Origin of the sequence: Lentzea aerocolonigenes (genome assembly GCF_000955955.1) — a bacterium.
GTDB classification, from domain to species: domain Bacteria; phylum Actinomycetota; class Actinomycetes; order Mycobacteriales; family Pseudonocardiaceae; genus Lentzea; species Lentzea aerocolonigenes_A.
The window spans coordinates 12,214-36,871 of the sequence record NZ_JYJG01000061.1 but is presented as its reverse complement, the minus strand read 5'-3'; the positions used below and the strand labels follow the sequence as shown (position 1 = coordinate 36,871).

General features: G+C 68.1%; 29 protein-coding genes. 14 read left to right on the top strand and 15 right to left on the bottom strand.

The window, feature by feature from the left end; translation table 11 throughout:
- The first annotated feature begins 292 nt into the window (after window positions 1–292).
- Window positions 293–1,420 carry an MFS transporter gene (locus UK23_RS11175; protein WP_045311362.1) on the top strand — a complete coding sequence of 376 codons (1,128 nt, stop codon included), beginning with the start codon at window positions 293–295 and terminating at the stop codon, window positions 1,418–1,420.
- Here the strand turns inward: UK23_RS11175 and UK23_RS11170 are convergent.
- Window positions 1,351–1,917 carry a DinB family protein gene (locus UK23_RS11170; RefSeq protein ID WP_052684561.1) on the bottom strand — a complete coding sequence of 189 codons (567 nt, stop codon included), beginning with the start codon at window positions 1,915–1,917 and terminating at the stop codon, window positions 1,351–1,353. The genes UK23_RS11175 and UK23_RS11170 overlap by 70 nt on opposite strands.
- Before the next feature lie 9 nt (window positions 1,918–1,926).
- Window positions 1,927–2,646: a hypothetical protein gene (locus UK23_RS11165; RefSeq protein WP_045311361.1), complete on the bottom strand. Its 720-nt coding sequence runs from the start codon at window positions 2,644–2,646 to the stop codon at window positions 1,927–1,929.
- A 57-nt stretch (window positions 2,647–2,703) separates the two neighbouring features.
- On the opposite strand from UK23_RS11165, the gene UK23_RS11160 reads away from it, so the two are divergent.
- Both UK23_RS11160 and UK23_RS11155 read left to right on the top strand, forming a co-directional pair.
- Entirely contained in the window at window positions 2,704–3,627 is a 924-nt protein-coding gene (locus UK23_RS11160; protein WP_231114460.1) for a prenyltransferase/squalene oxidase repeat-containing protein, read from the top strand.
- A 189-nt stretch (window positions 3,628–3,816) separates the two neighbouring features.
- Entirely contained in the window at window positions 3,817–4,332 is a 516-nt protein-coding gene (locus UK23_RS11155; protein WP_045311360.1) for a DinB family protein, read from the top strand.
- On the opposite strand, the gene UK23_RS11150 is transcribed toward UK23_RS11155, so the two are convergent.
- Window positions 4,329–5,903: a sulfatase gene (locus tag UK23_RS11150; protein ID WP_045311379.1), complete on the bottom strand. Its 1,575-nt coding sequence runs from the start codon at window positions 5,901–5,903 to the stop codon at window positions 4,329–4,331. The genes UK23_RS11155 and UK23_RS11150 overlap by 4 nt on opposite strands.
- Window positions 5,904–6,014: 111 nt before the next feature.
- Here UK23_RS11150 and UK23_RS11145 point away from each other — a divergent pair, with 111 nt between their 5' ends.
- Complete coding sequence (locus UK23_RS11145) at window positions 6,015–6,641, top strand: dihydrofolate reductase family protein (RefSeq protein ID WP_231114459.1); 627 nt, start codon at window positions 6,015–6,017, stop codon at window positions 6,639–6,641.
- On the opposite strand, the gene UK23_RS11140 is transcribed toward UK23_RS11145, so the two are convergent.
- Together UK23_RS11140 and UK23_RS11135 are read right to left on the bottom strand one after the other, a co-directional pair.
- A complete protein-coding gene (locus UK23_RS11140; RefSeq protein ID WP_045311358.1) occupies window positions 6,631–7,032 on the bottom strand; it encodes a DoxX family protein in 402 nt (133 codons plus the stop codon). The genes UK23_RS11145 and UK23_RS11140 overlap by 11 nt on opposite strands.
- Window positions 7,025–7,759, bottom strand: a complete 735-nt coding sequence (locus tag UK23_RS11135; RefSeq protein ID WP_196777698.1) for a CDP-alcohol phosphatidyltransferase family protein — start codon at window positions 7,757–7,759, stop codon at window positions 7,025–7,027. The genes UK23_RS11140 and UK23_RS11135 overlap by 8 nt, the downstream gene beginning before the upstream one ends.
- Before the next feature lie 41 nt (window positions 7,760–7,800).
- Between UK23_RS11135 and UK23_RS11130 the strand changes: the two genes are divergently transcribed.
- Both UK23_RS11130 and UK23_RS11125 read left to right on the top strand, forming a co-directional pair.
- The gene (locus UK23_RS11130) at window positions 7,801–8,778 is read left to right on the top strand and encodes a zinc-dependent alcohol dehydrogenase (RefSeq protein WP_045311357.1); all 978 of its coding nucleotides are present in this window, start codon (window positions 7,801–7,803) and stop codon (window positions 8,776–8,778) included.
- On the top strand, window positions 8,765–9,460 hold the full coding sequence (locus tag UK23_RS11125; protein WP_045311356.1) for a creatininase family protein: 696 nt from the start codon (window positions 8,765–8,767) through the stop codon (window positions 9,458–9,460). The genes UK23_RS11130 and UK23_RS11125 overlap by 14 nt, the downstream gene beginning before the upstream one ends.
- Here UK23_RS11125 and UK23_RS11120 read toward each other — a convergent pair.
- From UK23_RS11120 to UK23_RS11105, 4 genes are read right to left on the bottom strand one after another with little or no spacing between them, the layout of a single operon-like run.
- A complete protein-coding gene (locus UK23_RS11120) occupies window positions 9,371–10,336 on the bottom strand; it encodes a lysylphosphatidylglycerol synthase transmembrane domain-containing protein (protein WP_045311355.1) in 966 nt (321 codons plus the stop codon). The two genes, UK23_RS11125 and UK23_RS11120, sit on opposite strands and share 90 nt — an antisense overlap.
- A gap of 1 nt (window position 10,337) precedes the next feature.
- Complete coding sequence (locus UK23_RS11115; RefSeq protein ID WP_045311354.1) at window positions 10,338–11,117, bottom strand: class I SAM-dependent methyltransferase; 780 nt, start codon at window positions 11,115–11,117, stop codon at window positions 10,338–10,340.
- Window positions 11,114–12,109, bottom strand: a complete 996-nt coding sequence (locus UK23_RS11110; protein ID WP_196777697.1) for a glycosyltransferase family 4 protein — start codon at window positions 12,107–12,109, stop codon at window positions 11,114–11,116. The genes UK23_RS11115 and UK23_RS11110 overlap by 4 nt, the downstream gene beginning before the upstream one ends.
- On the bottom strand, window positions 12,063–12,473 hold the full coding sequence (locus tag UK23_RS11105; RefSeq protein ID WP_045311352.1) for a 6-pyruvoyl trahydropterin synthase family protein: 411 nt from the start codon (window positions 12,471–12,473) through the stop codon (window positions 12,063–12,065). The genes UK23_RS11110 and UK23_RS11105 overlap by 47 nt, the downstream gene beginning before the upstream one ends.
- 94 nt (window positions 12,474–12,567) lie before the next feature.
- On the opposite strand from UK23_RS11105, the gene ribA reads away from it, so the two are divergent.
- Both ribA and UK23_RS11095 read left to right on the top strand, forming a co-directional pair.
- Window positions 12,568–13,200 carry a GTP cyclohydrolase II gene (ribA, locus tag UK23_RS11100; protein ID WP_045311351.1) on the top strand — a complete coding sequence of 211 codons (633 nt, stop codon included), beginning with the start codon at window positions 12,568–12,570 and terminating at the stop codon, window positions 13,198–13,200.
- Between the two features lie 31 nt (window positions 13,201–13,231).
- On the top strand, window positions 13,232–14,413 hold the full coding sequence (locus UK23_RS11095) for an amidohydrolase family protein (RefSeq protein WP_045311350.1): 1,182 nt from the start codon (window positions 13,232–13,234) through the stop codon (window positions 14,411–14,413).
- On the opposite strand, the gene UK23_RS11090 is transcribed toward UK23_RS11095, so the two are convergent.
- The 3 genes from UK23_RS11090 to UK23_RS11080 are packed head-to-tail and all read right to left on the bottom strand — an operon-like array spanning window position 14,371 to window position 15,955.
- A complete protein-coding gene (locus tag UK23_RS11090; protein ID WP_045311349.1) occupies window positions 14,371–15,315 on the bottom strand; it encodes an NAD(P)-dependent alcohol dehydrogenase in 945 nt (314 codons plus the stop codon). The genes UK23_RS11095 and UK23_RS11090 overlap by 43 nt on opposite strands.
- Window positions 15,312–15,536 (bottom strand): helix-turn-helix transcriptional regulator, encoded by a 225-nt coding sequence (locus tag UK23_RS11085; RefSeq protein WP_419503875.1) that lies wholly within the window; start codon window positions 15,534–15,536, stop codon window positions 15,312–15,314. The genes UK23_RS11090 and UK23_RS11085 overlap by 4 nt, the downstream gene beginning before the upstream one ends.
- Complete coding sequence (locus UK23_RS11080; protein ID WP_045311348.1) at window positions 15,533–15,955, bottom strand: hypothetical protein; 423 nt, start codon at window positions 15,953–15,955, stop codon at window positions 15,533–15,535. Before UK23_RS11080 ends, UK23_RS11085 begins: the two co-directional genes overlap by 4 nt.
- A gap of 295 nt (window positions 15,956–16,250) precedes the next feature.
- On the opposite strand from UK23_RS11080, the gene UK23_RS11075 reads away from it, so the two are divergent.
- The 4 genes from UK23_RS11075 to UK23_RS50135 all read left to right on the top strand — a co-directional run bounded on the left by UK23_RS11075 (window position 16,251) and on the right by UK23_RS50135 (window position 20,258).
- Window positions 16,251–16,976 (top strand): tat pathway signal sequence, encoded by a 726-nt coding sequence (locus UK23_RS11075; protein ID WP_045311376.1) that lies wholly within the window; start codon window positions 16,251–16,253, stop codon window positions 16,974–16,976.
- Window positions 16,977–17,045: 69 nt separating this feature from the next.
- Complete coding sequence (locus UK23_RS11070; protein WP_330770086.1) at window positions 17,046–17,591, top strand: YbaB/EbfC family nucleoid-associated protein; 546 nt, start codon at window positions 17,046–17,048, stop codon at window positions 17,589–17,591.
- 7 nt (window positions 17,592–17,598) lie between these two features.
- On the top strand, window positions 17,599–19,095 hold the full coding sequence (locus tag UK23_RS11065) for a WXG100 family type VII secretion target (protein WP_045311347.1): 1,497 nt from the start codon (window positions 17,599–17,601) through the stop codon (window positions 19,093–19,095).
- Window positions 19,092–20,258: a hypothetical protein gene (locus UK23_RS50135; protein WP_052684560.1), complete on the top strand. Its 1,167-nt coding sequence runs from the start codon at window positions 19,092–19,094 to the stop codon at window positions 20,256–20,258. The genes UK23_RS11065 and UK23_RS50135 overlap by 4 nt, the downstream gene beginning before the upstream one ends.
- A 115-nt stretch (window positions 20,259–20,373) precedes the next feature.
- Here the strand turns inward: UK23_RS50135 and UK23_RS11050 are convergent, their stop codons facing one another.
- Together UK23_RS11050 and UK23_RS11045 are read right to left on the bottom strand one after the other, a co-directional pair.
- On the bottom strand, window positions 20,374–20,721 hold the full coding sequence (locus UK23_RS11050) for an MmcQ/YjbR family DNA-binding protein (protein ID WP_045311346.1): 348 nt from the start codon (window positions 20,719–20,721) through the stop codon (window positions 20,374–20,376).
- 472 nt (window positions 20,722–21,193) lie between these two features.
- Window positions 21,194–21,721, bottom strand: coding sequence for a DUF6939 family protein (locus UK23_RS11045; protein ID WP_045311345.1), 528 nt, complete (start codon window positions 21,719–21,721; stop codon window positions 21,194–21,196).
- A gap of 72 nt (window positions 21,722–21,793) precedes the next feature.
- On the opposite strand from UK23_RS11045, the gene UK23_RS11040 reads away from it, so the two are divergent.
- Window positions 21,794–22,387, top strand: a complete 594-nt coding sequence (locus UK23_RS11040) for a suppressor of fused domain protein (RefSeq protein WP_045311344.1) — start codon at window positions 21,794–21,796, stop codon at window positions 22,385–22,387.
- Here UK23_RS11040 and UK23_RS11035 read toward each other — a convergent pair.
- Window positions 22,347–23,261, bottom strand: coding sequence for a DMT family transporter (locus tag UK23_RS11035; protein ID WP_082114569.1), 915 nt, complete (start codon window positions 23,259–23,261; stop codon window positions 22,347–22,349). The two genes, UK23_RS11040 and UK23_RS11035, sit on opposite strands and share 41 nt — an antisense overlap.
- Here UK23_RS11035 and UK23_RS11030 point away from each other — a divergent pair.
- The gene (locus UK23_RS11030) at window positions 23,260–24,654 is read left to right on the top strand and encodes a PLP-dependent aminotransferase family protein (RefSeq protein WP_045311343.1); all 1,395 of its coding nucleotides are present in this window, start codon (window positions 23,260–23,262) and stop codon (window positions 24,652–24,654) included. The genes UK23_RS11035 and UK23_RS11030 overlap by 2 nt on opposite strands.
- The last annotated feature ends 4 nt before the right edge of the window (window positions 24,655–24,658 follow it).

Below are 24,658 nucleotides of genomic sequence, written 5' to 3'. Positions count from 1 at the left end.
CGCGGTCGGCGGGCTGGAGAACATCGCGGACACGCTCGTCGAAGACCTCAAGAATCTGCTCCTCGTCCGAGCATGCCGATCGCGAGCCAGTCTGCCAGTGTGCTGATGGCGAGCCGGGCGGCCGGCGTGCTCCTCACCACCCGAGCCGAGCGGCTTGCAGGTGGAACATTGACGCCCCCAGCGCGCTTCCTTGTTTGCGCGGCGAAGATGACCATGCTTTCCGGACATCCAACAGACGAGCCCGAGCGTGAAACCGGACAAGCTTCACCCGTGTGAGTGAAGGAGGCGCGGCGTGCTGATCCAGCGGGCGGCCATCGCGGGCGTCCAGGTCCTCGGCCTGGCCGTGTGGTTCTCGATGTCCGCGGTGGTGCCGTCGCTGCGCACCGAGTGGGGCATCAGCGCAGGTGCGGCGGTGTGGCTGACGGCGTCGGTGCAGCTCGGGTTCGTCACGGGCGCGGTGGGCGCGACCGTGCTCAACCTGGCCGACCGCGTGCGCCCGCACCTGCTGCTCGCCATCTCGGCGGCGGCCGGTGCCACCCTCACCCTGATCCTCGGGCTCACCGTGGACGGGCTCGCGGCCGCGATTCCGCTGCGGTTCCTCACCGGGGTGGCGCTGGCCGGCGTGTACCCCGTCGGCATGAAGCTGATGGCGTCCTGGTCGGAGCCGAAAGACCGCGGCAAAGCACTGGGCGTGCTGATCGGGGCGCTGACGCTCGGCAGCGCGCTCCCCCACGTCTTCGGGCAGCTGCCGTGGCGCGAAGTGCTCGTGGCCGCCGCCGCGATCGCGTTCCTCGGTGCGATCACGGCACTGACGCTCGTGCGGCCGGGACCGTTCCTCACCGCCACGACCGCCCAGCTCAACCCGCGCTACGCCGTGCAGATGTTCCGCGAACGCAAGCCGCGCCTGGTGAACCTCGGCTACTTCGGGCACATGTGGGAGCTGTACGCGCTGTGGACGTGGCTGCCGACGTTCCTCCTGAGCAGCAACACCAGGACAGGCCTCACCGTGTTCCTGACGATGGGCGTGGCGGGGTTCGCCGGTTGCCTCGTCGGCGGCTGGGCGGCGGACCGGTTCGGCCGCGCGCCCGCCGCGGTCGGGGCGCTCACGGTGAGCGGACTCTGCTGCCTGCTCTCGCCGCTGGCCTGGGGCACGCCGCTGCTGATCGCGTTCTGCGCGGTGTGGGGCGCGGCGGTGATCGCGGACTCCGGGGTGTTCAGCGCGTCGTTGAGCGAGGTCGCCGACCCGCGTTACGTCGGGACGGCGCTCACCGCGCTGACCGCCGTCGGGTTCGGGCTGACGGTGGTCAGCATCCAGCTCGTGCCACTGCTGGCCGAGCTCGCGACCTGGCGTTACGCGTTCTTGCTGCTCGTGCCGGGGCCGGTGATCGGCGCGCTCGCCATGCTCAGGACCAGGTCGTAGTAGCCCTCTGGGTTGTCGGCGCTGGAGCGTCCGTCGATCAGCTCACGCACGACGTCGCAGTGGCCCGCGTGCTGCGCGGTCTCGGCCACGACGCGCACGAGCAGGTGCCCGAACGTCGTCTGGCGCCGGTGCTCCGGCCACCACTGCACCGAGGCCGGAGCGTCCAACGGCAGCACGGCGATCGACTCGTCGGTGCGGCGCCAGGCGTCCCGGTACAGGTCGAGGAGGTACGAGCGGCTTTCCGACGGCTTGGCCCACAGGTCGCCGTTCTCCCACACCGACTTGTCCTCGACCCACGGCAACAGCGGCGCGGGACGGCCCACGCTGGAGACGAGGTAACCGAGCTCGATGCCGATCAGGTGCTTCACCAGGCCGAGCAGGTTGGTGCCGCTGGGCACGAGCGGGCGGCGCACGTCGTACTCGCCCAGTCCGTCCAAAGAGGACACAACAGAGTCACGTGACTCCTGCAGGTAGCGCTGGAGATCTGCGGCGATCATTCCCCGACACTAACGCGTGCGGACCACGACCTCAGCCGGTTTCGCAACGGTTTCGGCAGCGGGCCGCAGCACGTCCGGCGCTGTGCCCCACTGGCTGTACGACGCGATGCGGTGCTCCTGCTGCCGGTCGACCGAAGGCCCGGTCCGCTCGGCCTTGATCACGCGGTCCGACGCGTCCACCTCGACGACGAGCCGCACCTCGCCCTGCGTGTATCCGCCGGAGTGCGGCACCCCGCCCGCGCTGAACTCGTACCGGTCGCCGTCGTGTCCGACCAGCCTGAGCGTGCCGCGGTCGAGGTCGGCGAACACGTTGCCGGGGTCGTACTGCTGCTCGTTCAGGGACAGGTTCGTCAGGTAGTTCCACGTCCAGCTCGCACCCTGGGTTTCGAGCACCGCGAACGACTTGCCGGCGGGCAACGTCAGCTCGTTGTGCTGCAGGTAGGTGTCGCGGTCGAGGATCACGGCGCGGTAGTCCGTTGCGCCCCACCGGCTCTCAGCGTGCGCGGTGACGTCCTTCTGCTCCACCGCACCGCCGCCGGTGTTGATGTGCTGCACGCCCGCGTACGTCTGCCGGCGCGGGTCGTTGCCCTCGACCTCGATCACGACGTTGAACCGCACGGACTCCTGCCTGCGGACGACCTCGAGCCACTGGTCCAGCAACGCTTTCGGATCCGCGGGAGTCGTGGCGCAAGCGGTCAGGACCAGCAGCAGCGACAGGGCGAGACGCATGCGACGAGTCTCGCAAAACGTGTCGGTCCGGCGCCCGCGAATGAGAAGGTCGGGTACGTGCAGAAACTGATCATCGCCGCCGCGCTCGGCGCCTCGCTCGTGGCCACGGCCGTTCCCGCGCAGGCCGGCACTCATCGCGTCCAGGCAGCCACCGGGTGGCTCGCGGGACAGATGGCCGACGGTGAGCGCTTCGAAACCGAGTTCGGTGGCGTGAAGTACCCGGACCAGGGCCTGACCATCGACGCGATCTTCGCCTTCGCGGCCGCCAGGAACGCCCGCGACCACTCGGACCGCGCCATCGCGTGGCTCGCCAAGCCGGACGTGCAGGGCGCCTACCTGGGCACCGACGGCGAGTCGTACGCGGGTGCGCACGCCAAGCTCGTCGTCGCGGCCCGTGTGCGGGGCAAGAACCCAGCGGACTTCGGTGGCACCGACCTGATCGCCGGGCTCAAGGCGTTGCAGGCACCGTCCGGCCGCTACTCCGACCGCTCGCAGTTCGGCGACTTCTCCAACGCCTTCACCCAGTCCTACGCGGTCCTCGCGCTCAAGGACACCAAGGCGACCTCTTTCCTCGCCGGATCGCAGTGCCCCGACGGCGGTTTCCCCGTCACGTTCGAAGCCTCACCGTGCGTGAGCGACGTCGACGCCACCGCGATCGTCGTCCAAGCACTTCGCGCGCAGGGCAGGCCGGCCGGGAACGCGCTGGCATGGTTGCGGTCCAAGCAACAGCCCGACGGCGGATTCCCGAGCGCGCAGGGCGGTTCGAACGCCAACAGCACCGGCCTCGCCGCGCAGGTGCTGACCGGTCAGTCTGCCGTGAAAGCACGCAACTACCTGAATTCGCTGCAGGTCTGCGCCGGACCGGAGGCGGGCGCGATCGTGTTCGACGCGTCAGGCTTCAACAAGGCCACCGCTCCCCGCGCGACGACGCAGGCCGTGCTCGGTCTGACCGGCGCGAACCTCGCGACGCTGCGGGGCTAGCGGCTCCACTTCTGGTCACAAAGCAAGCCCGAACGTTCGACCGAACAGAGGACCGGGCACCCCAGGCCAGCGGCAAACGGCCCATCCACCGATCCGAAACTGGTCAGAACGACCGTTCGTTTAGGACACAAGCTGGCCTCAAGCGGTCCTAGAGTCCTTCATGTCGGACAAACGAGCTAAGGACAAACGATGACCACCACCGAGACCCTCACCGGCGAGCGCGCGGACCTCCTCGAGACCCTCCGGCAGCACCGCTGGTTCCTGACGTTCACCGCGCAGGGGCTCACCGACGAGCAGGCGGCGTCCAGCCCCACGGCCAGCGCGTTGTGCATCGGCGGCCTGATCAAGCACGTCGCTTCGGTCGAGGAGAGCTGGGTCAGGTTCGTCGAGCACGGCACCAGCGCCATGAAGTCCGCCGAGGAGACCGACTACGAGGAGCACGCCGCGAACTTCCGGATGGAGCCCGGCGAGACGCTCGAGAGCATCATCGCCAAGTACAACGAGGTCGCGGCCTACACCGACAAGCTGGTCGAGACGGTCGACCTGGACCTCGCGCACCCGCTGCCGGCCGCCCCGTGGTTCCCCGAGGGCAAGACGTGGTCGGCGCGGCGGGTGTTCGTGCACATCGTGGCCGAGACCTCGCAGCACGCGGGTCACGCCGACATCATCCGCGAGTCGATCGACGGTCAGAAGACCATGGGTTAGACCTTCGGCGGCGAGAAGGTCGAGAGGAACTGGTCCCGGAAGTCGCTCATCTTCGACACCGGAGCCGTCCCTCCCGGCCTGATGCCGTCGTCCCACTTCCAGGCCTCGATCTTCGACAGCACGGCCGGGTCCTTGGCGACGATGGTGATCGGCACGTCCCGCGACGCTCCTTCGCCGGTCACCATCTGCGCCGGCTGGTGGTCGCCGAGGAACACGAAGACCAGGTTCTCGTCGCCGTACCGCTCCAGGTAGGAGACGACGGACTCCAGCGAGTACGAGATCGAGTGCCCGTAGTCGGCGCGGACGGCGGCGGGGTCGCGGCCGAAGATCGACTCCGGCGGGTCGTCGGAGGCGGGCATCGTGCGGTAGATCGAGCCGTCGCCGAGCTTGTCCCAGGAAACGGAGTCCGGCGTCGGCGACCACGGCGCGTGCGAGGACACCATCGGGATCGCGGCCATCAGCGGACCGGCGGCCTTCGAGCGCTCGTTGCGTTGGAACGACTCCAAGGTGAACTGGTCCGGTGTCGTCGCGTAGCCGAACCGCGGACCCGTGTAACCCAGGTCCTGTGCCGAGTAAACCTTGTCGTAGTGGAAGAAGTCGACTTCCGGCCACGCCTGGGTGATGCCGGGAACCACGCCCACCGAACGCCACGACGCCTCGCGGAACGCCCTCGGCAGCGTCAAGCGGTCCGAAGCCACCAGGTTGCGGTAGCGCTGCTGGTTGTCGATCCACAGTCCCGAAAGCAGCGTCGCCTGCGCCATCCAGCTGCCACCACCGGCAGTCGGCGAGGTCAGGAACGCCGAGCGAGCCGTGTATCCCGCCGCCTTCAGTCGCGAATTGCCGTCCGCCAGCTTCGCGGAGACCTCGGGCAGATCGAGCGCCGACTTGCCGTAGCTCTCCACGAACGAGATGACGACGTCCTTGCCCTGCAACGAGGACAGCAGCCCGGGATGCCCGCGGTACGCGTCGACGGAGGCCTCGGCGGCGAACACCTCCTGGTCGTGCAACCCGGCCTGAACCCGCCGCGCGTGATCCACCAGCGAAGTGGCAGCGGCGTCCGAGTAGACCGGAATCCCAGGCACGGCAAGCGAAACACAGGCAACAGCGACAAGAGCGACCGCACGGATCGCCACCGGTCGACGCGAAGCAGCGACAGAACTGAGCCGCAGCACCGAAACCGAGGCCAGCAGCACGATCACGCCGACCAGTGCGACAGCGGCCACCACGGCCAGCATGGAGGCGAACCGGCCGAACGTCACGTCCACGAAGTCGACGGCGGGCGCCAGCAGCGGCCAGTCGAGCACCAGGTCGAACGGCCGGTACAGCACCATGTCGAACCCGATGTCCATGATCTTGACGACCGTGAACAACCCCAGCGCGACGCCGGCCACCACCGCGGCGGGCTTGCGGAAGCGGGGCGGCAGCAGGACCAGCACGAGCACACCCACGAGGCCTTCGAGCGGCACCCGCAGGAACGCCTCGGGAGTGAACTTGTCCAGGTCGCTCGGTGCGATGAGCACGAACAACACGAACAGTCCCGCCAACAGCGTGACCGTCCGTCGCAGCAACATCTTCACCGAGAATCCCCTTTCCTGACCTATGAGGTAAAACGCGCCACAACCCGCAGGCGGTTCAACTGCACTACCATCGACCTCGTGACCCGCCCGCACGTTCTGCTGAGCGTGGCCGTCAGCCTCGACGGCCACATCGACGACCGCGGCACCGAGAGGTTTCCGCTTTCCAACGCCGAGGACTTCGATCACGTCGACCGGATGCGCGCGGAGTCGGACGCGATTCTGGCCGGGGCCGAGACGTTGCGCCGCGACAACGCGCGACTGCTCGTCTACAGCGACGAGCGGCGTGCGCGGAGAATAGCGGACGGCAAACCGGAGTTCCCACTGCGGGTCATCGTGACCAGGAAAGGTCAACTGGACCCTGAGCTGCAGTTTTGGCACTGCGGCGGCGCACGGCTGGTCTACACCAAGAGCCAGGAAACCACCGTGGACCACCTCGCTGAAACCAAGACCTTCAGCGATTTCTCAGAAATTCTGGACGATCTGGGCGCGCGCGGCATCCGGAAACTCATGGTCGAAGGCGGCACGAGCATTCACACGGCGTTCCTCGAGGCGGGACTCGCCGACGAGATCAGAGTCGCGGTCGCACCGATGCTGATCGGACAGGCGACGGCCCCGCGTTTCGTGAATCCCGCCGAATTCCCAGGTGGACCGGCACGCCGATTCCACCTGGAGGAAGTCACGAAAGTCGGGGACGTCGCGGTTCTCCGCTACTTCCCGAAAGTCACTTCTTGACGAGCTTGAGCAGTCCGAGGATCTGCTCGCGGCGGTAGATCGCGATCACCAGCGCCCACACCATGAAGATGATCGGCATCAGGGCGTCGTCGAAGCCGCCGTTGGTCACCAGGAACAGCTCGGTCAGCGCGGCCCCGCCCATGATCCCGGCCAGGCCCAGCGCCGCGATGCCGCAGATCCGCGGGATCACGAGCCCGATCGCGGCCAGGATCTCCAGGGCTCCGGTGAAGTAGCGGAACCACTGGCCGAAGCCGATGTCGTCGAACTTCTTGACGAAGTCGTCGCCGAACAACGCCCAGCCGTTCTTCACGAACGTCACGGCGAGCAGGATCTGCAGGATCCAGACGACGACGTTGCCGATCTTCGCCGCGGTTGAGGTCTGTTCAGACATGACGGGATCCTCCCACCGAAACACTGGCGTGACGCCAGAGCCACAGCACATCGCGACCGAACGACCACACCAACGATGCCAGCGCGAGACCGACCAGCACGGCCGCGAACGGCAGCAGCCCCGAGGCCGCCACCACCAGGAAGATGCCCTGCACCGCGGCCACGACCTTGCGCGCGTAGCTGGCCGGCAGCGGCGCGTTCATCCAGCGCAACCGCCACGACGCGGCCACGAACACGTACCGCATGAGCCCGATCGCGAGCACCCACGGCCCCATCTGCACGGCCACGTACGCGCTGAGCACCAGGATCAGGAACGCGTCGACCTCCATGTCGAACCGCGCACCCAGAGCAGTCGACGTGCCGGTGCGGCGAGCGACCTGACCGTCCACCCAGTCGAGTGACAACGCGACCGCCGCCAGCGTCACGACCAACGCGACCGGAACGTCCTGACCAGCACGATCGGCCACCAACGCCGTCACCGCGCCGACCATCAGCCCGCGGGCCAGCGTGACGCGGTCAGCAGGGCCGAGCGACGTCGTGCGGTGGCGTTGCATGCCGTAGCCGAGGAACGCCCAGGTGGCGAACCCGTAGGCGAGCCCGGCGGCCCAGCCCAGCGGCCCGAGGCCCGCCGTGGCGCCGACCACACCCAGCAGGAGTACCTGAGCGGCCGCCCACGCGGCAGGCTCTCGTACGACAGCAGATGTCCTGGTGTGCTGAAGTGTGATCATCAGGTGCCCCTAGTGGACTTCGTGCGGCGGAGGTGTTGTGAGTGACACGTACGGCGAGTGCCTTTTGGCTCAATGAATCCGGAAAAGGAGAGGTTCGGCAGGTCACACTGGCCGAGCCCGGACCGGGTGAGGTCGAGGTGCGCACGCTGCACTCCGGGGTGAGCCGCGGCACGGAGACCCTGGTCTTCCGCGGTGGCGTCCCCGAGAACCAGTACGCCACCATGCGCGCTCCGTTCCAGGAGGGTGACTTCCCGTGGCCGGTGAAGTACGGGTACCTCAACGTCGGCGTCGTCGAAACAGGGCAGCTCCAAGGCCGCACTGTGTTCTGCCTCTATCCACATCAGACTCGTTACGTGGTCCCGGAAACCTCGGTCACAGTCGTCCCGGACGGCGTTCCGGCCGAACGAGCGGTGCTCGCCGGCACGGTCGAGACCGCCGTCAACGCCGTGTGGGACGCGCATCCGCTGATCGGCGACCGGATCGCGGTGGTCGGCGGTGGCATGGTCGGCAGCAGCATCGCGGCGGTCATCGCCACCTTCCCCGGCGCGCGCGTCCAGCTCGTGGACGCGGATCCCGGCAGGCAGGCCGTCGCCGACCAGCTCGGCGTCGGATTCGCCTTGCCGGACAACGCACTCGACGGCTGCGACCTCGTCTTCCACGCCAGTGCAACGGAACCCGGCCTCACCACCGCGCTCAACCTGCTCGCCCCGGAAGGCCGAGTGGTCGAACTCAGCTGGTACGGCGACCGGAAGATCGCGGTGCCGCTGGGCGAGTTCTTCCACTCGCGCAGGCTGACGATCCGCAGCAGCCAGGTCGGCGTCGTCGGCCGCCCGGACCGCAGCTATGCCGAACGCATGGCGCTCGCCCTCGACCTGCTGGCCGACGACAGGTTCGACGCGCTCATCACGGGCCACAGCGCGTTCGAGGAGCTCCCGGACGTGATGCCGAAGCTGGCCGACGGTGAGATTCCGGCGCTGTGCCACCGGATTGACTACGGTCAGACGCATGTTCCCGAGTGACACCACGGTCGACGTCCGCGACCAGCGGATCGCCGTGCTCCCGGTCGGCAGCACCGAGCAGCACGGCCCGCACCTGCCGCTGGCCACGGACTCGGTGATCGCGTGGACGATCGCGAAAGAGATCTCGGAAGCACACGGAGTCCGTCTGCTGCCACCCGTCCAGTTCTCGTGCTCGCAGGAACACGCCGACTGGCCGGGCACCGTCAGCATCTCCGCGAGCACGTTGATCTCAGTCGTCAACGACATCGCGGACTCTTTGCGGCGCAACGGCGTCGAGCACGTCGTCCTGGTCAACGGACACGGCGGCAACTACGTGCTGTCGAACATCGTGCAGGAGGGCCGAAACCTCGCGCTCTTCCCCGGAAGGGACGACTGGGCGAACGCCAGGGAGAAGGCCGGCATCGAGACCTCGGCGTTCAGCGACATGCACGCGGGTGAGCTGGAGACCTCGATCCTGCTGCACGCCCACCCCGATCTGATCCGTCCCGGCTACGAAACCGCTGACCACCTGGCGGAGGACCGGCGGCACATGCTGACCCTGGGGCTGGCGCCGTACACGGAGTCCGGCGTCATCGGGCGGCCATCGCTCGCGTCAGCGCGCAAGGGCGAGCTCCTGCTCGCGGGTCTGGTCGACTCCTTCCGCCACTACCTCGACCTTTTCGGCGGTCTTGGCACGGCGTGAAAGCAGCAACGGGATGGCACCGGGCAGCGCGGCGATGAGCGCCAGCACGCCGTAGACGATGCCCGTGGTGAAACCCTGGGACGCACCCAGTCCAGCCGCACCGAACGCGACCGCGAGGAACGCCTCGCGCGGCCCGAACCCGCCGATGTTGACCGGGATCGCCATGATCAGCAACGCCAGCACCACGACCGGCGCGAGCTGCGTGATCGTGGCGTCCGACCCGGCGGCGCGGGCGGCGACCACGAACATCGCCACGTAGCCGGCGACCGTGGCGGCCGACAGCCCGAGCACCGAGGGCCAGGTCCTGAACGACAGCAGCCGGATACCGTCCGCCAGCGTGTTCACCAGGACTTTCCGGACGGGCGTGATGTGCCAGCCGGTCACCGCAGCGGCCACGAGACCGGCCAGCACAAGCCCGATGGTGGTGCCGCTCAGGTGCAGATCGAGGCCCGGGGACGGGTGCAGGAGCAGCACCGCGAGCCCGATCCCGATGAGCACCATCTGCCCGGCGAAGCGCTCGAAGAACACGGCGCGCACGCCACGTCCGACGTCGCCGGACTCACGCCCGTGGTTGACCGCGCGGTGCACGTCGCCGAGCACGCCCGCGGGCAGGACGGCGTTGACCAGCAACGCGCGGTAGTAGTCGCTGACCGCGGCGCGCATGGTCAGCGACAGGCCGAGGCGGCGCGCGACGAGCACCCAGCGACCCGCGCTGAGCAGCGTCGTCGCGAACCCGATCGCCAGCGCGGCGGTGACGGAGAACGCGTCGATCGCGCGCAGTCCGTCCACGAACGCCCCGGTGCCCAGGCGCATGCCCACAGCCACCAGGATCGCCACCGCCAGCAACAGACGGAGCCACGGCCAAAGACGCTTCATGTCACACAGCTCCCGGTATCGCCAGCAGGTCGACGTGGTGGACCACTGCGGATGCCTCTGACCTGCGACGCAGGTAGTCGTCAGCTTCCACAGCCAATGCGGGTTCCTGCTCGACCGCCGCGCCCACCCAACCCTTGAGCCACTCCCTCTGCAGCGCGTCAGCACTCATGCGCCACGGGCTCGAAGCCGTCCGAACCGAAGCGCCCGCCGCCACGAATGCCTCTTCAGCAGCGGCCGGAGCGTCCGGTCCGAGGAGCCTGCGCCCGTCCACGACGCGGCGCTGGTGAGCGTTGAACGCGTCGGAGAAGGCGGCGTCGAGCGGCTCGGCCGGGTCGAACTCGATCCGGCCTGCCACCGAGAGCGTGAACAGTGCGGGCACATGTGCTTCTACGCATGCAACCGCCAGAGCGTTCATCTCGTTGGTAGTGAGAAGGTCGAGCAGCGCAGAGCACGTGACCAGGTCAGCGCCCGCGAGGTCAGCGGCACGGAGCTCGGTGAGGTCGCCCTCACGCGTCTCGACGGTGACGTTCTCGAAGGCGCTCATGCCGGCCTCCGCCAGCTCGAGCAGCCGGGGGTCGCGGTCGTGCAGCACCCAGTGCTGTACGCCGCCGAGCCTCCCGGCGAGCCATCGTCCCATCGATCCCGTGCCACACCCCAGGTCACGGATCGTCAGCCGGTTTCGGTTCACCAGTGTTTCGCGGACCACATCCACGAGCTCGGTCGAGCGTGCTTCAGCGTCGGCGATTTCCCGCAGTGCCAGCCATTCCGGGGCGAAGGTCATGGCCGCAGACTAGCCAGCACCCTCCGCAGGTCCTCTGTGGATTCATCCCAAGTGGACAGAACCGCACGCCTCGCCCGTGCTCGCGCCCGCAGTCCAGCCCGGAATTCTTGATCTTGGAACCACCGCGTTAGCGCAGCTTCCAATGCATTTTCGTCACCAGCCGGAACGAGCAGCCCGCCGTCCCCCAATGCGTCCGGCACCGCGCTCGCGATCACCGGCAAACCTCGTGCGAGCGCCTCGGTGACGACCATCCCGTAGGTCTCGTTGCGCGATGCCAGCACGAACAGGTCAGCGGCGTCATAAGCCCTGGTCAGAGCCTCGCCGGTGAGCGATCCTGGGAAGCTGACACGATCGTCCTCAGGCAATGTCCCAGCGAACGGCCGAATCGGCCCCGCGCACACGAGCCGCCACTCGTAGTCGATCTTCTGCAACACCCTGATCAGCAGGTCGTGGCCTTTTCGGGGTGTGATCGAGGCAACGCACAGCAGCTCGCTGACCCCGTCGGTTCCCGCAGCTTCCGGCGCCGCATCGGTTCCGGGAACCACCACGTGCACGGCGTCCAGCCCGTGCCTGCTCCTGATGTTGCGCGCGGCCGTCGGACTGGTCGCGACGACCGCGCTCGCAGCCCGCAGGACCTGGCGTTCCTTCTCGTTCAAGATCGAGGCCGTCGCGGGATCGAGGCCGGTCTCGTCAGCCAACGGCAGGTGCACCAGCACAGCCAGCTTCAGCCGTCGCGCGTGCGGCACGACGACCTCGGGCACACCACAGCCGACCAGGCCGTCGAGCAGTACGACCTCGCCGTCCGGAATGCCCGCAAGCGTTTGCTCCAACGCCGTGACATCGGCCGGGCACGGCCAGTCACCAGCGACGCTCAGACGGGTGAGGTCTCCCATCACCCTGAGGTCGTAGACGTTGCCGCCGCTGGGACTGGCCGGGTCGTCGGCGTCAGCCGGCAGTACGAAGTGCACGCTCGTAGCCGGCCCACGCCACATGGGACTCGTGGAGTGTGACGGCGATCGCATCGATGCCGTGAGCGCCCTCACCGAGAGCACCCTCGGAAATCTTCTCCGCGAGCTGGTCCGCGATGTGCTTGGCGAGCCACTCCGTGGACGTGTTGATGCCCGCGAACTGCGGTTCCTCGTCCAGATTGCGGTAGTTGAACGCCGCCAGGACCTTGTTCAGCTCCTGTGTGGCGAGTCCGATGTCGACAACGATGTTGTCCGAATCCAGCTCAAGACGTTTGAACGTCGCGTCCACCAGGAACGTTGCTCCATGGAGACGTTGTGCCGGACCGAAGACCTCGCCGCGGAAACTGTGGGCGATCATCACGTGATCGCGGACGGTGATGCTGAACAGGATGACCTCCGCTGTGCGGTCGGGTTACGGTGCGACCTCGCATCCGAGCGTAGTTGAACGTTCGGGAGGCGCCAGGTGGACGAGGGGACCCGAGATGTTCGAACAGACCTTCAACGAGGACGACGTGGCGGAGTCCGACCTGGTGACCCGCCGTGGCACCTTCCGCGCAGTCGCGTTCCGGGCGGACGGTCACGAGCACATGGCTCTCGTCTACGGCAAGACGAAGCTGCGCGAGAACGTCCTCGTGCGCATCCACTCCGAGTGCATGACCGGTGACATCTTCGCGGCCATGCGCTGCGAGTGCGGTGAACAGCTGGACGCCGCGCTGAACACCATCGTGCGCGAAGGCAGCGGCATCCTGGTCTACCTGCGCGGCCACGAGGGCCGGGGCATCGGTCTGGTGGACAAGATCCGCACCCACGTCCTGCAGGACCAGGGCCTGGACACGCTGGACTCCGCGACGTCGCTGGGTCTTCCCGTGGACGTCCGGGACTACACGCCCGCCGCCCGCGTGCTGCGCCACCTCCGCGTGCAGTCGGTGCGCCTGATGTCCAACAACCCGGACAAGATCGCGGCGCTGGAGGAGAACGGCATCCCGGTCACGGCTCGGGTGCCGTCGCTGATGACGCCCAACCCGCACAACATCGCGTACCTGACGGCGAAGCGCGACCGGCTCGGTCACGACCTGCCGCAGGTCGACTCGTTCACGCTGCCGCACGCCCGTTGATTTCCCCGCACGTGCCGCTCAGAATGTCTCGATGCTGGCGCTGCGAGCAGGGCGTGCGTTCGACGGTGAGCACTCCGTCGCCGGCCCCGTCACGGTCATCACCGAGAACGGCACGATCAAGGCCGTCGAGCAGGGCAGTCCCGACGTTCCCGGTGCCGAGGTCGTCGATCTCGGCACCGCCACCGTCCTACCGGGACTGATCGACACCCACGTCCACCTGGGCGGGGACAGCGAGTTGGGTGCGCTCGACCGCATCCCCGGCTACACGTCCGACGAGCTGGACGCGGTGATCAGGACCGCGCTGGAACGCCAGCTCGCGGCGGGCGTCACGACGGTTCGCGACCTCGGCGACCACCAGTGGTCCGTGATCGACCAACGGGATCGCCACCGGCAACGCGTCCTGGGCTCCGGCCCGCCCATCACCAGCAACCAGGGTCACTGCTGGTCGATGGGCGGTGAGACCACCGGGGAGGACGAGCTGCGCCAGGCCGTGCGCGAGCGGGCCGAACGCCGGGTCGACGTCGTGAAGGTCATGGCCAGTGGCGGGTTCACGACCACCGGCACCGCGGTGAGCGGATGCCAGTTCAGCGAACAGGAACTGCGCGTGGTGGTGGAAGAAGCCCACCACCACGGCCTTCCGGTGACCGCCCACGCCCACAGCCTCGATTCCGTCCAACGCGCCGTGGCCGCGGGCGTGGACGGCATCGAGCACTGCACCTGCTTGACGGACAAGGGAATTCACGTCCCGGTCGAGCTGATGGACGCGATCGCGGAGGCGGACATCGTCGTCTGCCACACGCTGGGCACCGTCGTGGCACCACCGCCGCAGCTGCAGGAGCTCTGGGCGAAGGTGGGCATGAGCTACGCCCGCAAGGTCGACACGGCGGGCAGGATGTTCGACCACGGCGTGAAGACCGTGGCCGGCACCGATGGCGGCATCAGTGCGGGCAAGGCGCACGGGATCATCGGGGTCTCCGTGGCCGATCTCGTCAAGGGCGGCGTGCCGAACGCGGGTGCGCTGGCCGCCGCGACGAGTCAGGCGGCGAAGGCGCTCGGCGTCACCAAGGGTGTGCTCAAGCCGGGCTGGGACGCCGACATCATTGCCGTGCAAGGAGATCCCATGCGGGACATCACGGCGTTGAGGTCCGTGACCACCGTGGTGATCGGCGGTCAGATCGTGACGACGACCTTGCCGATGGACCGTCGCGAGTAGACGTGTTCGACGGCGTCGAGCGCCTCGGACAGCGGGAAGGTTCTTTCCACGGCTGGTTTGAGCTGACCTGCCTCGATCAGCACGCGCAGCTCGTCGAAGACCTCAGCGCGTGCCTTCGAGATCAGCATCACGAACTTCTGCGAGACGAACGGGTTCAACGCGACCGCGCGCAACGCCCGTTCGAACCCGCCGGTGATCGCTCCCCCGGTCTCTGCGCCGACGAGCACGATGGTTCCGCGTGGCGTGGAAGCCTTGCGGAGCCTGGACAACGACCGGTTCCCGCCGCAGTCGAGGATGAGGTCGTAGGTGCCGGTGAAGTCCGCGACCGTGTAGTCGACGACCTCGTCCGCGCCCAGCGACCGCACCAGCTCCACTTTCCGCGTGCTGCACACGCCGGTCACGTGCGCGCCGAGGGCTTTCGCGACCTGCACCCCGTACGAGCCGACGCCACCACCGGCGCCGAGCACCGCGACCCGTTGCCCCGCTTGCACTTCACGCAGCCCCTCGAGTGCCGTCCCACCCGAGATCGGCACGGCGGCCGCCTCCGCGAACGAGAGCCCGGCCGGCTTGCGCGCCAGTTGCGAGACCGGCGCGACGGTGTACTCGGCGAACGCCCCGGAGCACGTGCCGAACACCTCGTCGCCGGGCGCGAACCCGGTGACACCGGGGCCTGTCTCCGCCACCACACCGGAGACGTCCATGCCCGGCACCGGTGACTTCGGGCCGCGGAAGCCGTACCCGATGAACCGCACCAGGTACGGCTTCCCGCTCAGCAGGTGCCAGGTGCCCATGTCGACACCCGCGGCCCGCACCTCCAGCAGAACCTCGCCTGGCCCAGGCACAGGCACGTCCAGGTCACCGAGCACCGCCGATCCCCATCTTCGTTGCACGACAGCCTTCACAGCTCTTCCTCCTCCGGGTACTGGAAAACGTCTTCGAGCGACACCTTGAACACGCGTGCGATCTTGAACGCGACCTCGAGCGAGGGCGAGTACTTCCCCTGCTCGATGGCGATCAGCGTCTGCCGCGTCACGCCGATGGCCTTCGCGAGATCGGCCTGCTTCATCTCGCCGTTCGCGAACCGCAGCGCGCGGATGGAGTTCGTGACTTTCGTGGGCTTCACGGCATTCCCCGTCGGTAAGCCGCGATCTTGGCCATGGAGCCGAACAACGCGGACAACACGAAGCACAGGTAGAGCACGTTCGCGATCCAGAAGTGGGCCACCTCGAACATCGCCAGCGCCATCGCCGAGATGCCCCCGATCACGACGAACGACTGGCCGACGTGGTCGCCGAACCGGCCGATCTCGCGGTCCCGTTCGTCGGCCTGCAGGCCGTCGTTGCGCGCGGCGATGCCGAACCAGATCCCCGTCACGACGCCGAAGACGATCCCGAGCCCGATCGTCCACAGCAGCGCCCCGATGTACGGCGTTTCAGCCAGCGGGCGCCCATGTCTGCCCGTCAGCACAAGCACGACATACACGGCATAACCGACCAGCGCGGACGCCGCCAAAGCCCACGCCCGCTTCTCCTCAACCGCCACGGCCCACCCCTGATGTCAAAGAAACCTGACACGGCCAAGGTAAAACGAAGCAGACACCGTGTCAAACATCTTTAACTTGCGCCGGACTTGATCTCCGCGTCCGTATGGCGGTCGACTACCGCCGATTGGCCCCTATAGCGTGCGGCTCATGCTCCGTCCGATCCTTGTTGCGTGCGCGCTTGCCCTCACTGCGTGTGGTCAAGCCGGGGTGGCGGCTCCTTCCGCCCCCACGAGCACGCAACCGACGTCCCCGTCGACTTCGCACACGCCCGCCGCAGCCGTCGTCACACCCGAGGTGTGCGCGTTGCCCGACAGCGGCTTCGAGTGCGGGTTCCAGAAGCGCATCGTGGACGCGAAGGCGTACGCCGAGACCAGGCCGGGGACCGTCGGCATCGTGCTGCGCGACCGCAAGACCGGCGTGACGTGGCGCAACGACCACGCGGGCGACATGACGTGGACGGCCTCGACGATCAAGCTCGCGATGGTGGTGAACCTGCTGGAGCGCAACCGGTCGGGCAAGATCACGCTCACCTCCGACGACCGCCGCTTGATGACCGCGATGCTGCACAGCTCGGACGACAACGCCGCGGACTCGCTGTGGAAGAAGTACACCGGCTCGACGTTCAACGCGGCGTTCCCGAAGTACGGAATGACCGAATTGGTACCGCAAAAGGGATATTCGTCGACTTTTCCCTATTGGGGTTTCCAGAAGTGCACGACGAACGACCTCGACCGATTGATCAACTACGTGCTGGACACCGTTCCGGCCGAGGACCGCGAGTACATCGTCGGGCAGATGCGGCAGGTCGGTCCCGAGCAGCAGTGGGGTGTCTACGGGCCCGACTCCGGCAACAAGAACGGCTGGTCAGAGGAAGACGGCGGCTGGGTGATGAACTCCGTCGGCTTCGTCGGGCAGGACGCCAGGTACACCGTGGCGATCATGAACAACCTCAGGGGCGAAGGCGGCTACGACGCCGGTCGGCAGACTGACACGGAGATCACCCGCATCCTTTTCCGGTGAACGTCAGAGGACTGTCGGACCCGGTTGCTAGCGTTGTCCTCGACCTGCTCGGAACTGGGGAAGGGGTCGATGGTGCCGGACCGGAGGGCACAGCTGGAAGAGAAGATCCGCGAGTTCCAGGAGCAGGCCGCCAGAGCGGGCCAGCTCAAGGACAAGATCTCGGAACTGCGCGGACAGGCTCGCAGCGGCGACGGCTCGGTGATCGTCACGGTCGCGCCGTCCGGTGCGGTGCTGGGATTGCAGCTCAGTCCTAATGCGATGAAGTACAGCCACACGCAGCTGCAGCAGGAGATCCTGGCGACGATCAGGGCGGCGACGCAGCAGGCCGCGCAGATGCTGCAGGAGACGGTCGTGCCGGTGCTGGGCGACCAGGCGGAGAAGTTCAAGGACGCGTTCAACGCGCACGCCGGCGTGATGATGCCGGACGCCCCGCCCCAGCAGCAGTTTTCCGCACCGCAGCAGCAGTTTTCCGCACCGCCGCCGCAGCAGCACGTGCCACCGCCACCGCCGCGGCACATGCCGCCGCCTGTGTCGCGCCCCGCACCGGGGAACCGTCCGAGGCCCAGGCCGGTCTCAGACGATGACGACTTCGGCGGCAACTCGATCCTGAGGTGACTGGGGCATGACGGGATTCAACGTGCAGGGCGGTGCCCTCACGGCACACAGCAACGGTTCGAAGGAGGCCGCGGGCCACTTCGGACAGTTGGCGACACTGCTCGAACAGGCGCGGGTGAGCGACGACTGCTTCGGCCCGCTCGGCGAACTGATGGCGTTCAAGTACTTCGAGGGCCTGCAGGAATGCCAGGACATGGCCAACAAGGCCAAGGGCTTCCTGGAGGGCGTGGCCGAGCGCACGGAGGCGACGGCGCAGACGTACCGCGACGTCGAGGACGCGATCCACCAGGGGTTCCAGAAGCTCAGCTCCAGCGGTGGTCCTGGAACGCTGGGCGATCTGAACAGCGCGGGCGACGCCGGGCGCAAGAGCAACTTCGAGCAGAACGCCGGCTACGGCAGCTCGTGGGTGAGCACCAGCGGTGACGTCTCGCGAGCGAGCAGCCCGCCGGACGTGGCGATCGCGGCGGTCAACTCGCGCATGGAGCAGATGCAGCTCGTGATGAGCCCCGGCAAGTCGTTCATCGACAACGGCCTCGGCTTCCTCATCGGCATCGTGATCAGCCCGATCGTCGAGTTCGTGCTCGAACCCGCGATCGGCGACCCGGAGCAGATGCGCAGCACCGCCACGGGCTGGGGCAAGGTCGCGGACTGGGTGCAGCAGGCCGGCGAGCACGAGAAGACCCGCGCGTCCGCGATGTCACAGCCGTGGACGGGCGAGGCGGGCGACAAGTTCCGCAAGCAGATGGACGAGTTCGGCATGGGCGCGGAGGCGTTCTCGAACGAGATCCGCGGCCTGCAGCAGATGCTGGATCTCGCCGCCGATCTCTTCGACGCGTTCGTCGAGATCTGCATCGACATCCTGCAAGAGCTCGTGATGGGCCTGATCATCGAGTGGCTGGCCGCGCTGGCCGCCTCGTGGATCACGGCCGGCGCCTCGATGGCCGCCGCCGGTGTCGCCACCACGGCCGAGGTCACCGGCACGATGGCGCGCCTGGGCATGAAGGTCAAGCAGCTGCTCGGCAAGCTCATGCCGTTGATCAAGAAGCTGGAAGAGCTGCTGGTCAAGCTGCGCAAGGGCCCGTTGAAGAAGCTGGTCGAGAAGGCCGAGGACATGCGCAACGGCAACAAGGCCGAGAAGTGGCTGATGCGCAAGGCCGACGGCAACCCGATGGCCAAGATCCTCACCAAGGCCAACACCAAGATCGACGACGGCGCCGAGGCCGCGACGATGGCGTCGAAGACGGGCAACCGCTTCGCCGAGCGGTTCGGCGTGGGCGGTGACGGTGAGCACGCGCTGACGACGAACCTCGCCGAGACGGGCCTGCGCATGGCAGGAATGAGCGGCACCGGCCACGTGCCGACGGCGATCAAGAACGGTGTCATGGAGAACGCGCCCGGCCTCGCCGTGGAGCAGGGCATCAAGTACGGCTACAACAAGGGTCAGGACCCGTCGTCCGACGACGAGCGTGCTGACGCCATGAACCGAGGATTCGAGTACGAGTGATCTTCTCGGCACCACTCGGCCCAGGTCACGTCGCCCGGCAGCACGTCTGCCGGGCCGGCGAGACCCTGCAGTGGGCGATGTACCGGCAGACCTTCTACTACGCCGTCGACGGCCTCGACAAGCTCGGCGCACCGAGCAAATCGGTGCTCACCCGAGGCCTGTCGGCGGTGGGCCGGGGAGCGGGCGATCTCGCGCTGACCTTTGTGGGCGGCGGCGGGGATTCGGGCGACGACAAGGCTCCTGAGGCCGATCATGTGGTCTTCGGGCCTTCCGGTTCGTCGCTCGCGGTGCGGGCGGTGTCGGGACTCTCGCCCGGCGGACGGCAGAACCGGTTGTGGGCCTTGACGTCTACTCGTCTGGTGATCGCCCATCGGGTCACCGTGGAGGCTCCTGCGGAACCGGAGCCGAAGTCGTTCCTGGGCAAGGCGATCGGGTTCGGCAAGGACGTCGGCAAGATCCTCACGGACAACCGCCGCAAGTTCGGCGAGCACGTGGAGGGCGAGCCGATCGCGGTGCCGGACTACCAGGTGACCGCCGAGATTCCGCGCGCTCAGATCGCCGACGTCCAGTTCGGTCCGTCCGTGCGGGTCGTGCTGGTCGATGGTTCGGGCTTCGAGTTCCTGGTGCCCCCTCCTGCTCCCGCTCAGGACAAGATCGTCGAGAAGGAGCTGACCAAGCACTGGCTGCGGCGCGGCGAAAACCTCGTCCTAGGCCTGCCGCCGGTCGTCGGCTACGTGGGCGGTGTCGTCGGCGGGTCGCTGCAGGTGCCGTGGAGTCCTGTGGGCGCAATGCCTCCGCTCTCCCTCGACAAGCTGCGGTGGCCACTCCCCGCACCGCCGTCACCGCCGGACTGGCCCGACGACCCGACGCTCGGCTACTGGGTCGAAGCGCCCGGTGCGTCCTCAATGGCCGTGCAGCTGGCCGACCACTTCGCCTTCAGCCGCGGCAACGGGCGGCTGGCGGTGAGCGACCAGCGCGTCGCCGTGGTTTATCCGACGCATCTGTTCGAGGCCAAGCCGTCCAGCGTCTTCACGACGTTCGCGGAGTTCCCGCGCAACGCCGTGCGACTGGAAACCCCTTACGTGGGCGCAAGCTTGCCCGTGCAGCCGATCGTGCGGCTGACGTTCGCCGACGGTTCGCGGCTGGACCTGCGTCACCCCTGACCGGACTCCCACAGGCGCAGCACGCCGCCCCCGCCGTCCCACAAGAACCCGAAGCCGTCGCGCGAACCCCGTCGCACGCTTCAGGTCGTCCGGAGCAACTCGAACTCACCCCTGGTCATCGCGCGAGGTCCGGCACCTGGGCCACCAGATCCTCCGGCGCCGACAACCGCCACGCCTCGAACACCAGCTCCGCGAGCTCGTCGGCCTCGATTCCCTCCAGGTACACCACGACCCAGCCGAAGCCACCCGCGGTGAACTGCACCTCGAAGACGTCCGGCCGCTCAGCGACAAGCGCCAGCTGCTCGGACAACGTCTGCTTCAGCCCGACGGTCTGCGTGCGCGGCCAGAAGTACGCGAACACCTTGCCCCGCACCTTCAGGCTGTCGTACGAGCTGCCGGACGTCCGCTTCACCTCGGCGAGCGCGTCCACGATCTTGCGGAGCTGCTTCTCCGATGTCGCCACTGCCGACCCCCAAAGCCGAAGGGCAGCAGTATAAGTCCGCCCAACGCCGCGGTTTGATCAACCGTGCCACCGCGACGACAACGCGGTACCGCTGCGTTGCCGGGTGCTCCGAATCCGTGACGACCGGCCCGGCCTCGGGCGACACATCACTCCTCGCACTCGCCGGCGACAGCACCGGCGTGAGCAACGCCCACGGCGGCAACCCGGCGCCGATCGCCCGCCGGCCTGGGCTTTGGCCAGGGCCGTCCGGCCGGGATCCAACTCGGCCGGGATCCAACTCGGCCGAGATCCAGCACGACCGAGATCCAACTCGGCCGACATCCACTGCCGACATCCAGCACGACCGGGATCCAACTCGGCCCGGCCGTGGTCCAGGTCCGGCCGCCCCCGCGTTCCGCATTCCTGCGGGAGAAAGATGACCATGCTTTTGTGACACCTACTAGAGGGCGTCACGCGTGGATCAGGACGAACATCACCCGTTCGTGCAGTGGGCGGCGATCAGAGCAGCATGTGACAGCGGGGTCTTGAGGTCGCCAGGGTCGCCGTTCGTCGTGTAGTCGAGCAGCACGACAGCCTCCGACTCCGCTAAGTGACACAACTCCGAAACGAGATCTTGCAGGCGGTTCTCCAAGACCCAGCGATACGTCGGCAAGTAGATCTCGTGGCGCGCCGTGCGGTAGTCGAGGAGATGGTCGCCGTCCAGGCCCGCACGGTGACCGCGCACCGGACCGAAGCGGCGGACCGTGCGCTTCAAGCCCTTCATGGAGGTCACCGCGAGCTTGGACGCGTCCACATCGGAGCTCTCGAAGACCTTCAACGCCTGCCACACGCCTTCCACCGAGGCGCTGAGAACACCTGGCGACATCGGCACCGGGATGCCGCCGTGCGGGTAGAACGGGCTGAAGCGCACCCAGGGATCAGGGCCGCGCGAGGTCACGTCGATGACCACGGCGCCCTGGCGGGTCTGCTTGCGGCGCTTGCTCGCCACCTCGATCGGCATGAACCGAGGATGGCAGGAAGGTCTGACAATTCCGGACCCTGAGCTGATTCCGGAGCCCTAGGCTCTGCGGCCATGAGTGAGCTGGGGTACGACGCCGTTGAGCGGCACGTCGAGCAGCACTTCGGGCCGATCGAGTTCGTGTTCCACGCGATGCCGTCGACCGGGGTGCACGTGCTGGTGGCCGGGCCTACCGAGGAGCGTCCTCACCGGACGCTGGTCACCGAGGGCATGAGCGACGAACCCATGGTCGCGCCGGACGGGGCGAACCCGTTCGTCGAGTTGATGATGGCGTTGCCGGCGGACTGGCCGATCGACGACCTCACGGCCGACGAGTCGTGGCCCGTGCACCTGCTCAAGTACCTGGCGGCGTTCCCGCGCGAGAACGAAACGTGGCTCGGGCCTTGGCACCTGCTGCCCAACGGGGATCCGGCGGTGCCTTACGCGCCGAACACCGAGTTCGCGGGCATGGTCGTCACGCCGATGATCAAGGTGCGAACCGCGGAGGCGCGCGAGATCGACGGCAAGATCAGTCTGCTTGCCGTAGTCCCGCTGCATCCTGCCGAGATCCGGTTGAAGATCGAGAAGGGGTCGGGGGCGCTCATCGAGGCGTTCGACCGCGCCGGGATCAGCGAGCTGGTTGATCCGCTAAGGCCTTCGTCGGTGTGACGCGGCTGCGTTGGGTCAGCACGACGCAGACCAGTACGACCGCGGCGGTGGCGAGGGCCGGCCAGCCGACTGGTTCGCCCAGCACCAGCGCTGACCAGATCAGGGTCAGAACCGGTTGTGCCAGCTGGATTTGGCCGATCTTGGCGACACCGCCCGCGGCCAGGCCCGCGTACCAGGCGAAGAAGCCCAGGAACATCGAGATCAGTGCCACGTAAGCGAAACTGAGCCAGACGACGCCTGTAGCGCGCGAGAAGTCCGCTGTGTACCACGAAACCGGCACCGTCACCGGCAGCGAGACGACCAGGGCCCAGCAGATCGTGCGGGCGCCGCCGAGTTCGCGGGACAGTGCGCCGCCCTCGGCGTAACCCAGGCCGCACAACACGACCGCGATCAGCAGGTAGGCGTCGGCCAGGCTCAGGGAACCCGAGAAGCCACCGCCGCTCGCCACGAACGCCAGCACTGCCAGCAGACCCGCGCCGCTGGAGAGCCAGAAGGCGCGAGGCGGGCGTTCGGAGGCGCGCAGGACCGCCCAGATCGCGGTGGACATCGGCAGCACGGCGATCACCACGGCGCCGTGGGCCGAGGTTTGGGTGGTGAGCGCCAGAGAGGTGAAGAGCGGGAAGCCGACCACGATGCCCAGCGCGACGACGACCAGGCGGCGGATCTGCGTTACCGACGGGAGCGGGGCGCGCGATAACGCCAGGTACCCGACGGCCAGCAGACCGGCGACCAGGGCGCGGCCGAAGGCGACGAACCACGGGTCGAGTCCGGCCACTGCCAGGCGGGTTGCGGGCAGGGAGAAGCTGAAGCCCAGCACACCCAAAGCGCCGAGTGTTACCCCTGCGGGCGCGATAACGTTACTCTTGGCTCTCATGAATGAGGATAACGCAGCCGTCCGCGTTATCGAGGACCTGAGAGCAGCGGCACAGGCCGGGCGCGCGGGCGATCGGATGCCGTCGGTGCGCGACCTGATGACGAAGCACCGCGCCTCGCCCGCGACGGTGCAGCAGGCGATCCAGCACCTCACCGCGGAAGGTCTCGTCGAGGTGCGGCCGGGCCGAGGCAGCTACATCGCCCAGCGCACCACGACACGCAGCCAAGACCTGTCGTGGCAGGCGGTCGCGCTCGGCGAGGGCAGGCCGGGCGAGGACCTCGTGGCCAACCTCGTCGCGGTGCCGAAGCCCGAGGTCATCCCCCTCTCCAGCGGCTATCTCGACCCCGACCTGCAGCCGACGGACGCACTCGGCGCCGCGCTCACCAGAGCGGCGCGCAGGCCCGCGTCGTGGGGGCGGGTGCCGGTCGAGGGCAAGGAGGAGCTGCGCGCCTGGTTCGCGAAGGAGGCGGGCGGCGAGCTCAGGGCAGGCGACATGACGGTGTGCGCGGGCGCGCAGGAGGCGCTCGCGACGGTGTTCCGCGGGCTCGCCGAGAGAGGCGACGCCGTGCTCGTCGAGTCGCCGACGTACCTCGGTGCGATCGCGGCGGCCAGAGATGCCGGGCTCAAGGTCGTTCCAGTGCCGGCGGACCAGGAAGGGGTCAGGCCCGATCTCCTGAAAGCCGCGTTCGAGCGCACCAACGCGAAGCTCTTCTACTGCCAGCCGCTGCACGCGAACCCGCACGGCGCCGTCCTCACCGAGGAACGACGGCCCGAGGTCATGGAGATCGTCCGCAAGGCCGGCGCGTTCCTCATCGAGGACGACTGGGCGCGCGGCTTCACGATCGACGGCACCGCGCCGCCGACGCTGGCCTCGCAGGACGCCGACGGGCACGTCGTTTACGTGCGGTCACTGACGAAGGTGGCCGCGCCGGGGCTGCGCGTCGCCGTGATCGGGGCGCGCGGGCCGGCGGGCATCCGGCTGAAGAACACGCGGTCGCGGCAGGACCTCTACGTCGCCGGGCCCTTGCAGGAGGCGGCGATCGACTTCGTGACGTCGCCGGTGTGGCGCCGGCACCTGCGCACGCTGCAGCAGTCCTTGAGGATCCGGCGTGACGCGCTGGCCCGCGAGGTCCGCGAGCACCTGCCGGAGTTCGAGGTCGCGCGGTCGTCGGGCGGCCTGCACCTGTGGGCGAAGTTGCCGGACGGCGTGGACGATCTGGAGCTGACGGCGGCCGCGGCAGCCCGCGATGTCGTGGTGTTCCCCGGCAGGCCGTGGTTCGCCGCTGAACCGCAGGGCTGTTTTCTCCGTTTGACCTACGGCGGAGCACCTGAGCACGTGCTCGCCGAGGGCGTGCGGCGGTTGGCCGACGCCGTGGCCGCCACGAGGCGATGACCCG

Excerpts from the sequence above, each read along its gene's own strand:
- UK23_RS11170 (WP_052684561.1), bottom strand. The coding sequence starts at position 1,917 with ATGATCGCCGCAGATCTCCAGCGCTACCTGCAGGAGTCACGTGACTCT.
- UK23_RS11165 (WP_045311361.1), bottom strand. The coding sequence starts at position 2,646 with ATGCGTCTCGCCCTGTCGCTGCTGCTGGTCCTGACCGCTTGCGCCACG.
- UK23_RS11155 (WP_045311360.1), top strand. The coding sequence starts at position 3,817 with ATGACCACCACCGAGACCCTCACCGGCGAGCGCGCGGACCTCCTCGAG.
- UK23_RS11150 (WP_045311379.1), bottom strand. The coding sequence starts at position 5,903 with ATGTTGCTGCGACGGACGGTCACGCTGTTGGCGGGACTGTTCGTGTTG.
- UK23_RS11140 (WP_045311358.1), bottom strand. The coding sequence starts at position 7,032 with ATGTCTGAACAGACCTCAACCGCGGCGAAGATCGGCAACGTCGTCGTC.
- UK23_RS11135 (WP_196777698.1), bottom strand. The coding sequence starts at position 7,759 with ATGATCACACTTCAGCACACCAGGACATCTGCTGTCGTACGAGAGCCT.
- UK23_RS11125 (WP_045311356.1), top strand. The coding sequence starts at position 8,765 with ATGTTCCCGAGTGACACCACGGTCGACGTCCGCGACCAGCGGATCGCC.
- UK23_RS11120 (WP_045311355.1), bottom strand. The coding sequence starts at position 10,336 with ATGAAGCGTCTTTGGCCGTGGCTCCGTCTGTTGCTGGCGGTGGCGATC.
- UK23_RS11115 (WP_045311354.1), bottom strand. The coding sequence starts at position 11,117 with ATGACCTTCGCCCCGGAATGGCTGGCACTGCGGGAAATCGCCGACGCT.
- UK23_RS11110 (WP_196777697.1), bottom strand. The coding sequence starts at position 12,109 with ATGTGGCGTGGGCCGGCTACGAGCGTGCACTTCGTACTGCCGGCTGAC.
- ribA (WP_045311351.1), top strand. The coding sequence starts at position 12,568 with ATGTTCGAACAGACCTTCAACGAGGACGACGTGGCGGAGTCCGACCTG.
- UK23_RS11095 (WP_045311350.1), top strand. The coding sequence starts at position 13,232 with ATGCTGGCGCTGCGAGCAGGGCGTGCGTTCGACGGTGAGCACTCCGTC.
- UK23_RS11070 (WP_330770086.1), top strand. The coding sequence starts at position 17,046 with ATGGTGCCGGACCGGAGGGCACAGCTGGAAGAGAAGATCCGCGAGTTC.
- UK23_RS11065 (WP_045311347.1), top strand. The coding sequence starts at position 17,599 with ATGACGGGATTCAACGTGCAGGGCGGTGCCCTCACGGCACACAGCAAC.
- UK23_RS11045 (WP_045311345.1), bottom strand. The coding sequence starts at position 21,721 with ATGCCGATCGAGGTGGCGAGCAAGCGCCGCAAGCAGACCCGCCAGGGC.
- UK23_RS11040 (WP_045311344.1), top strand. The coding sequence starts at position 21,794 with ATGAGTGAGCTGGGGTACGACGCCGTTGAGCGGCACGTCGAGCAGCAC.
- UK23_RS11030 (WP_045311343.1), top strand. The coding sequence starts at position 23,260 with ATGAATGAGGATAACGCAGCCGTCCGCGTTATCGAGGACCTGAGAGCA.
- UK23_RS11035 (WP_082114569.1), bottom strand. The coding sequence starts at position 23,261 with ATGAGAGCCAAGAGTAACGTTATCGCGCCCGCAGGGGTAACACTCGGC.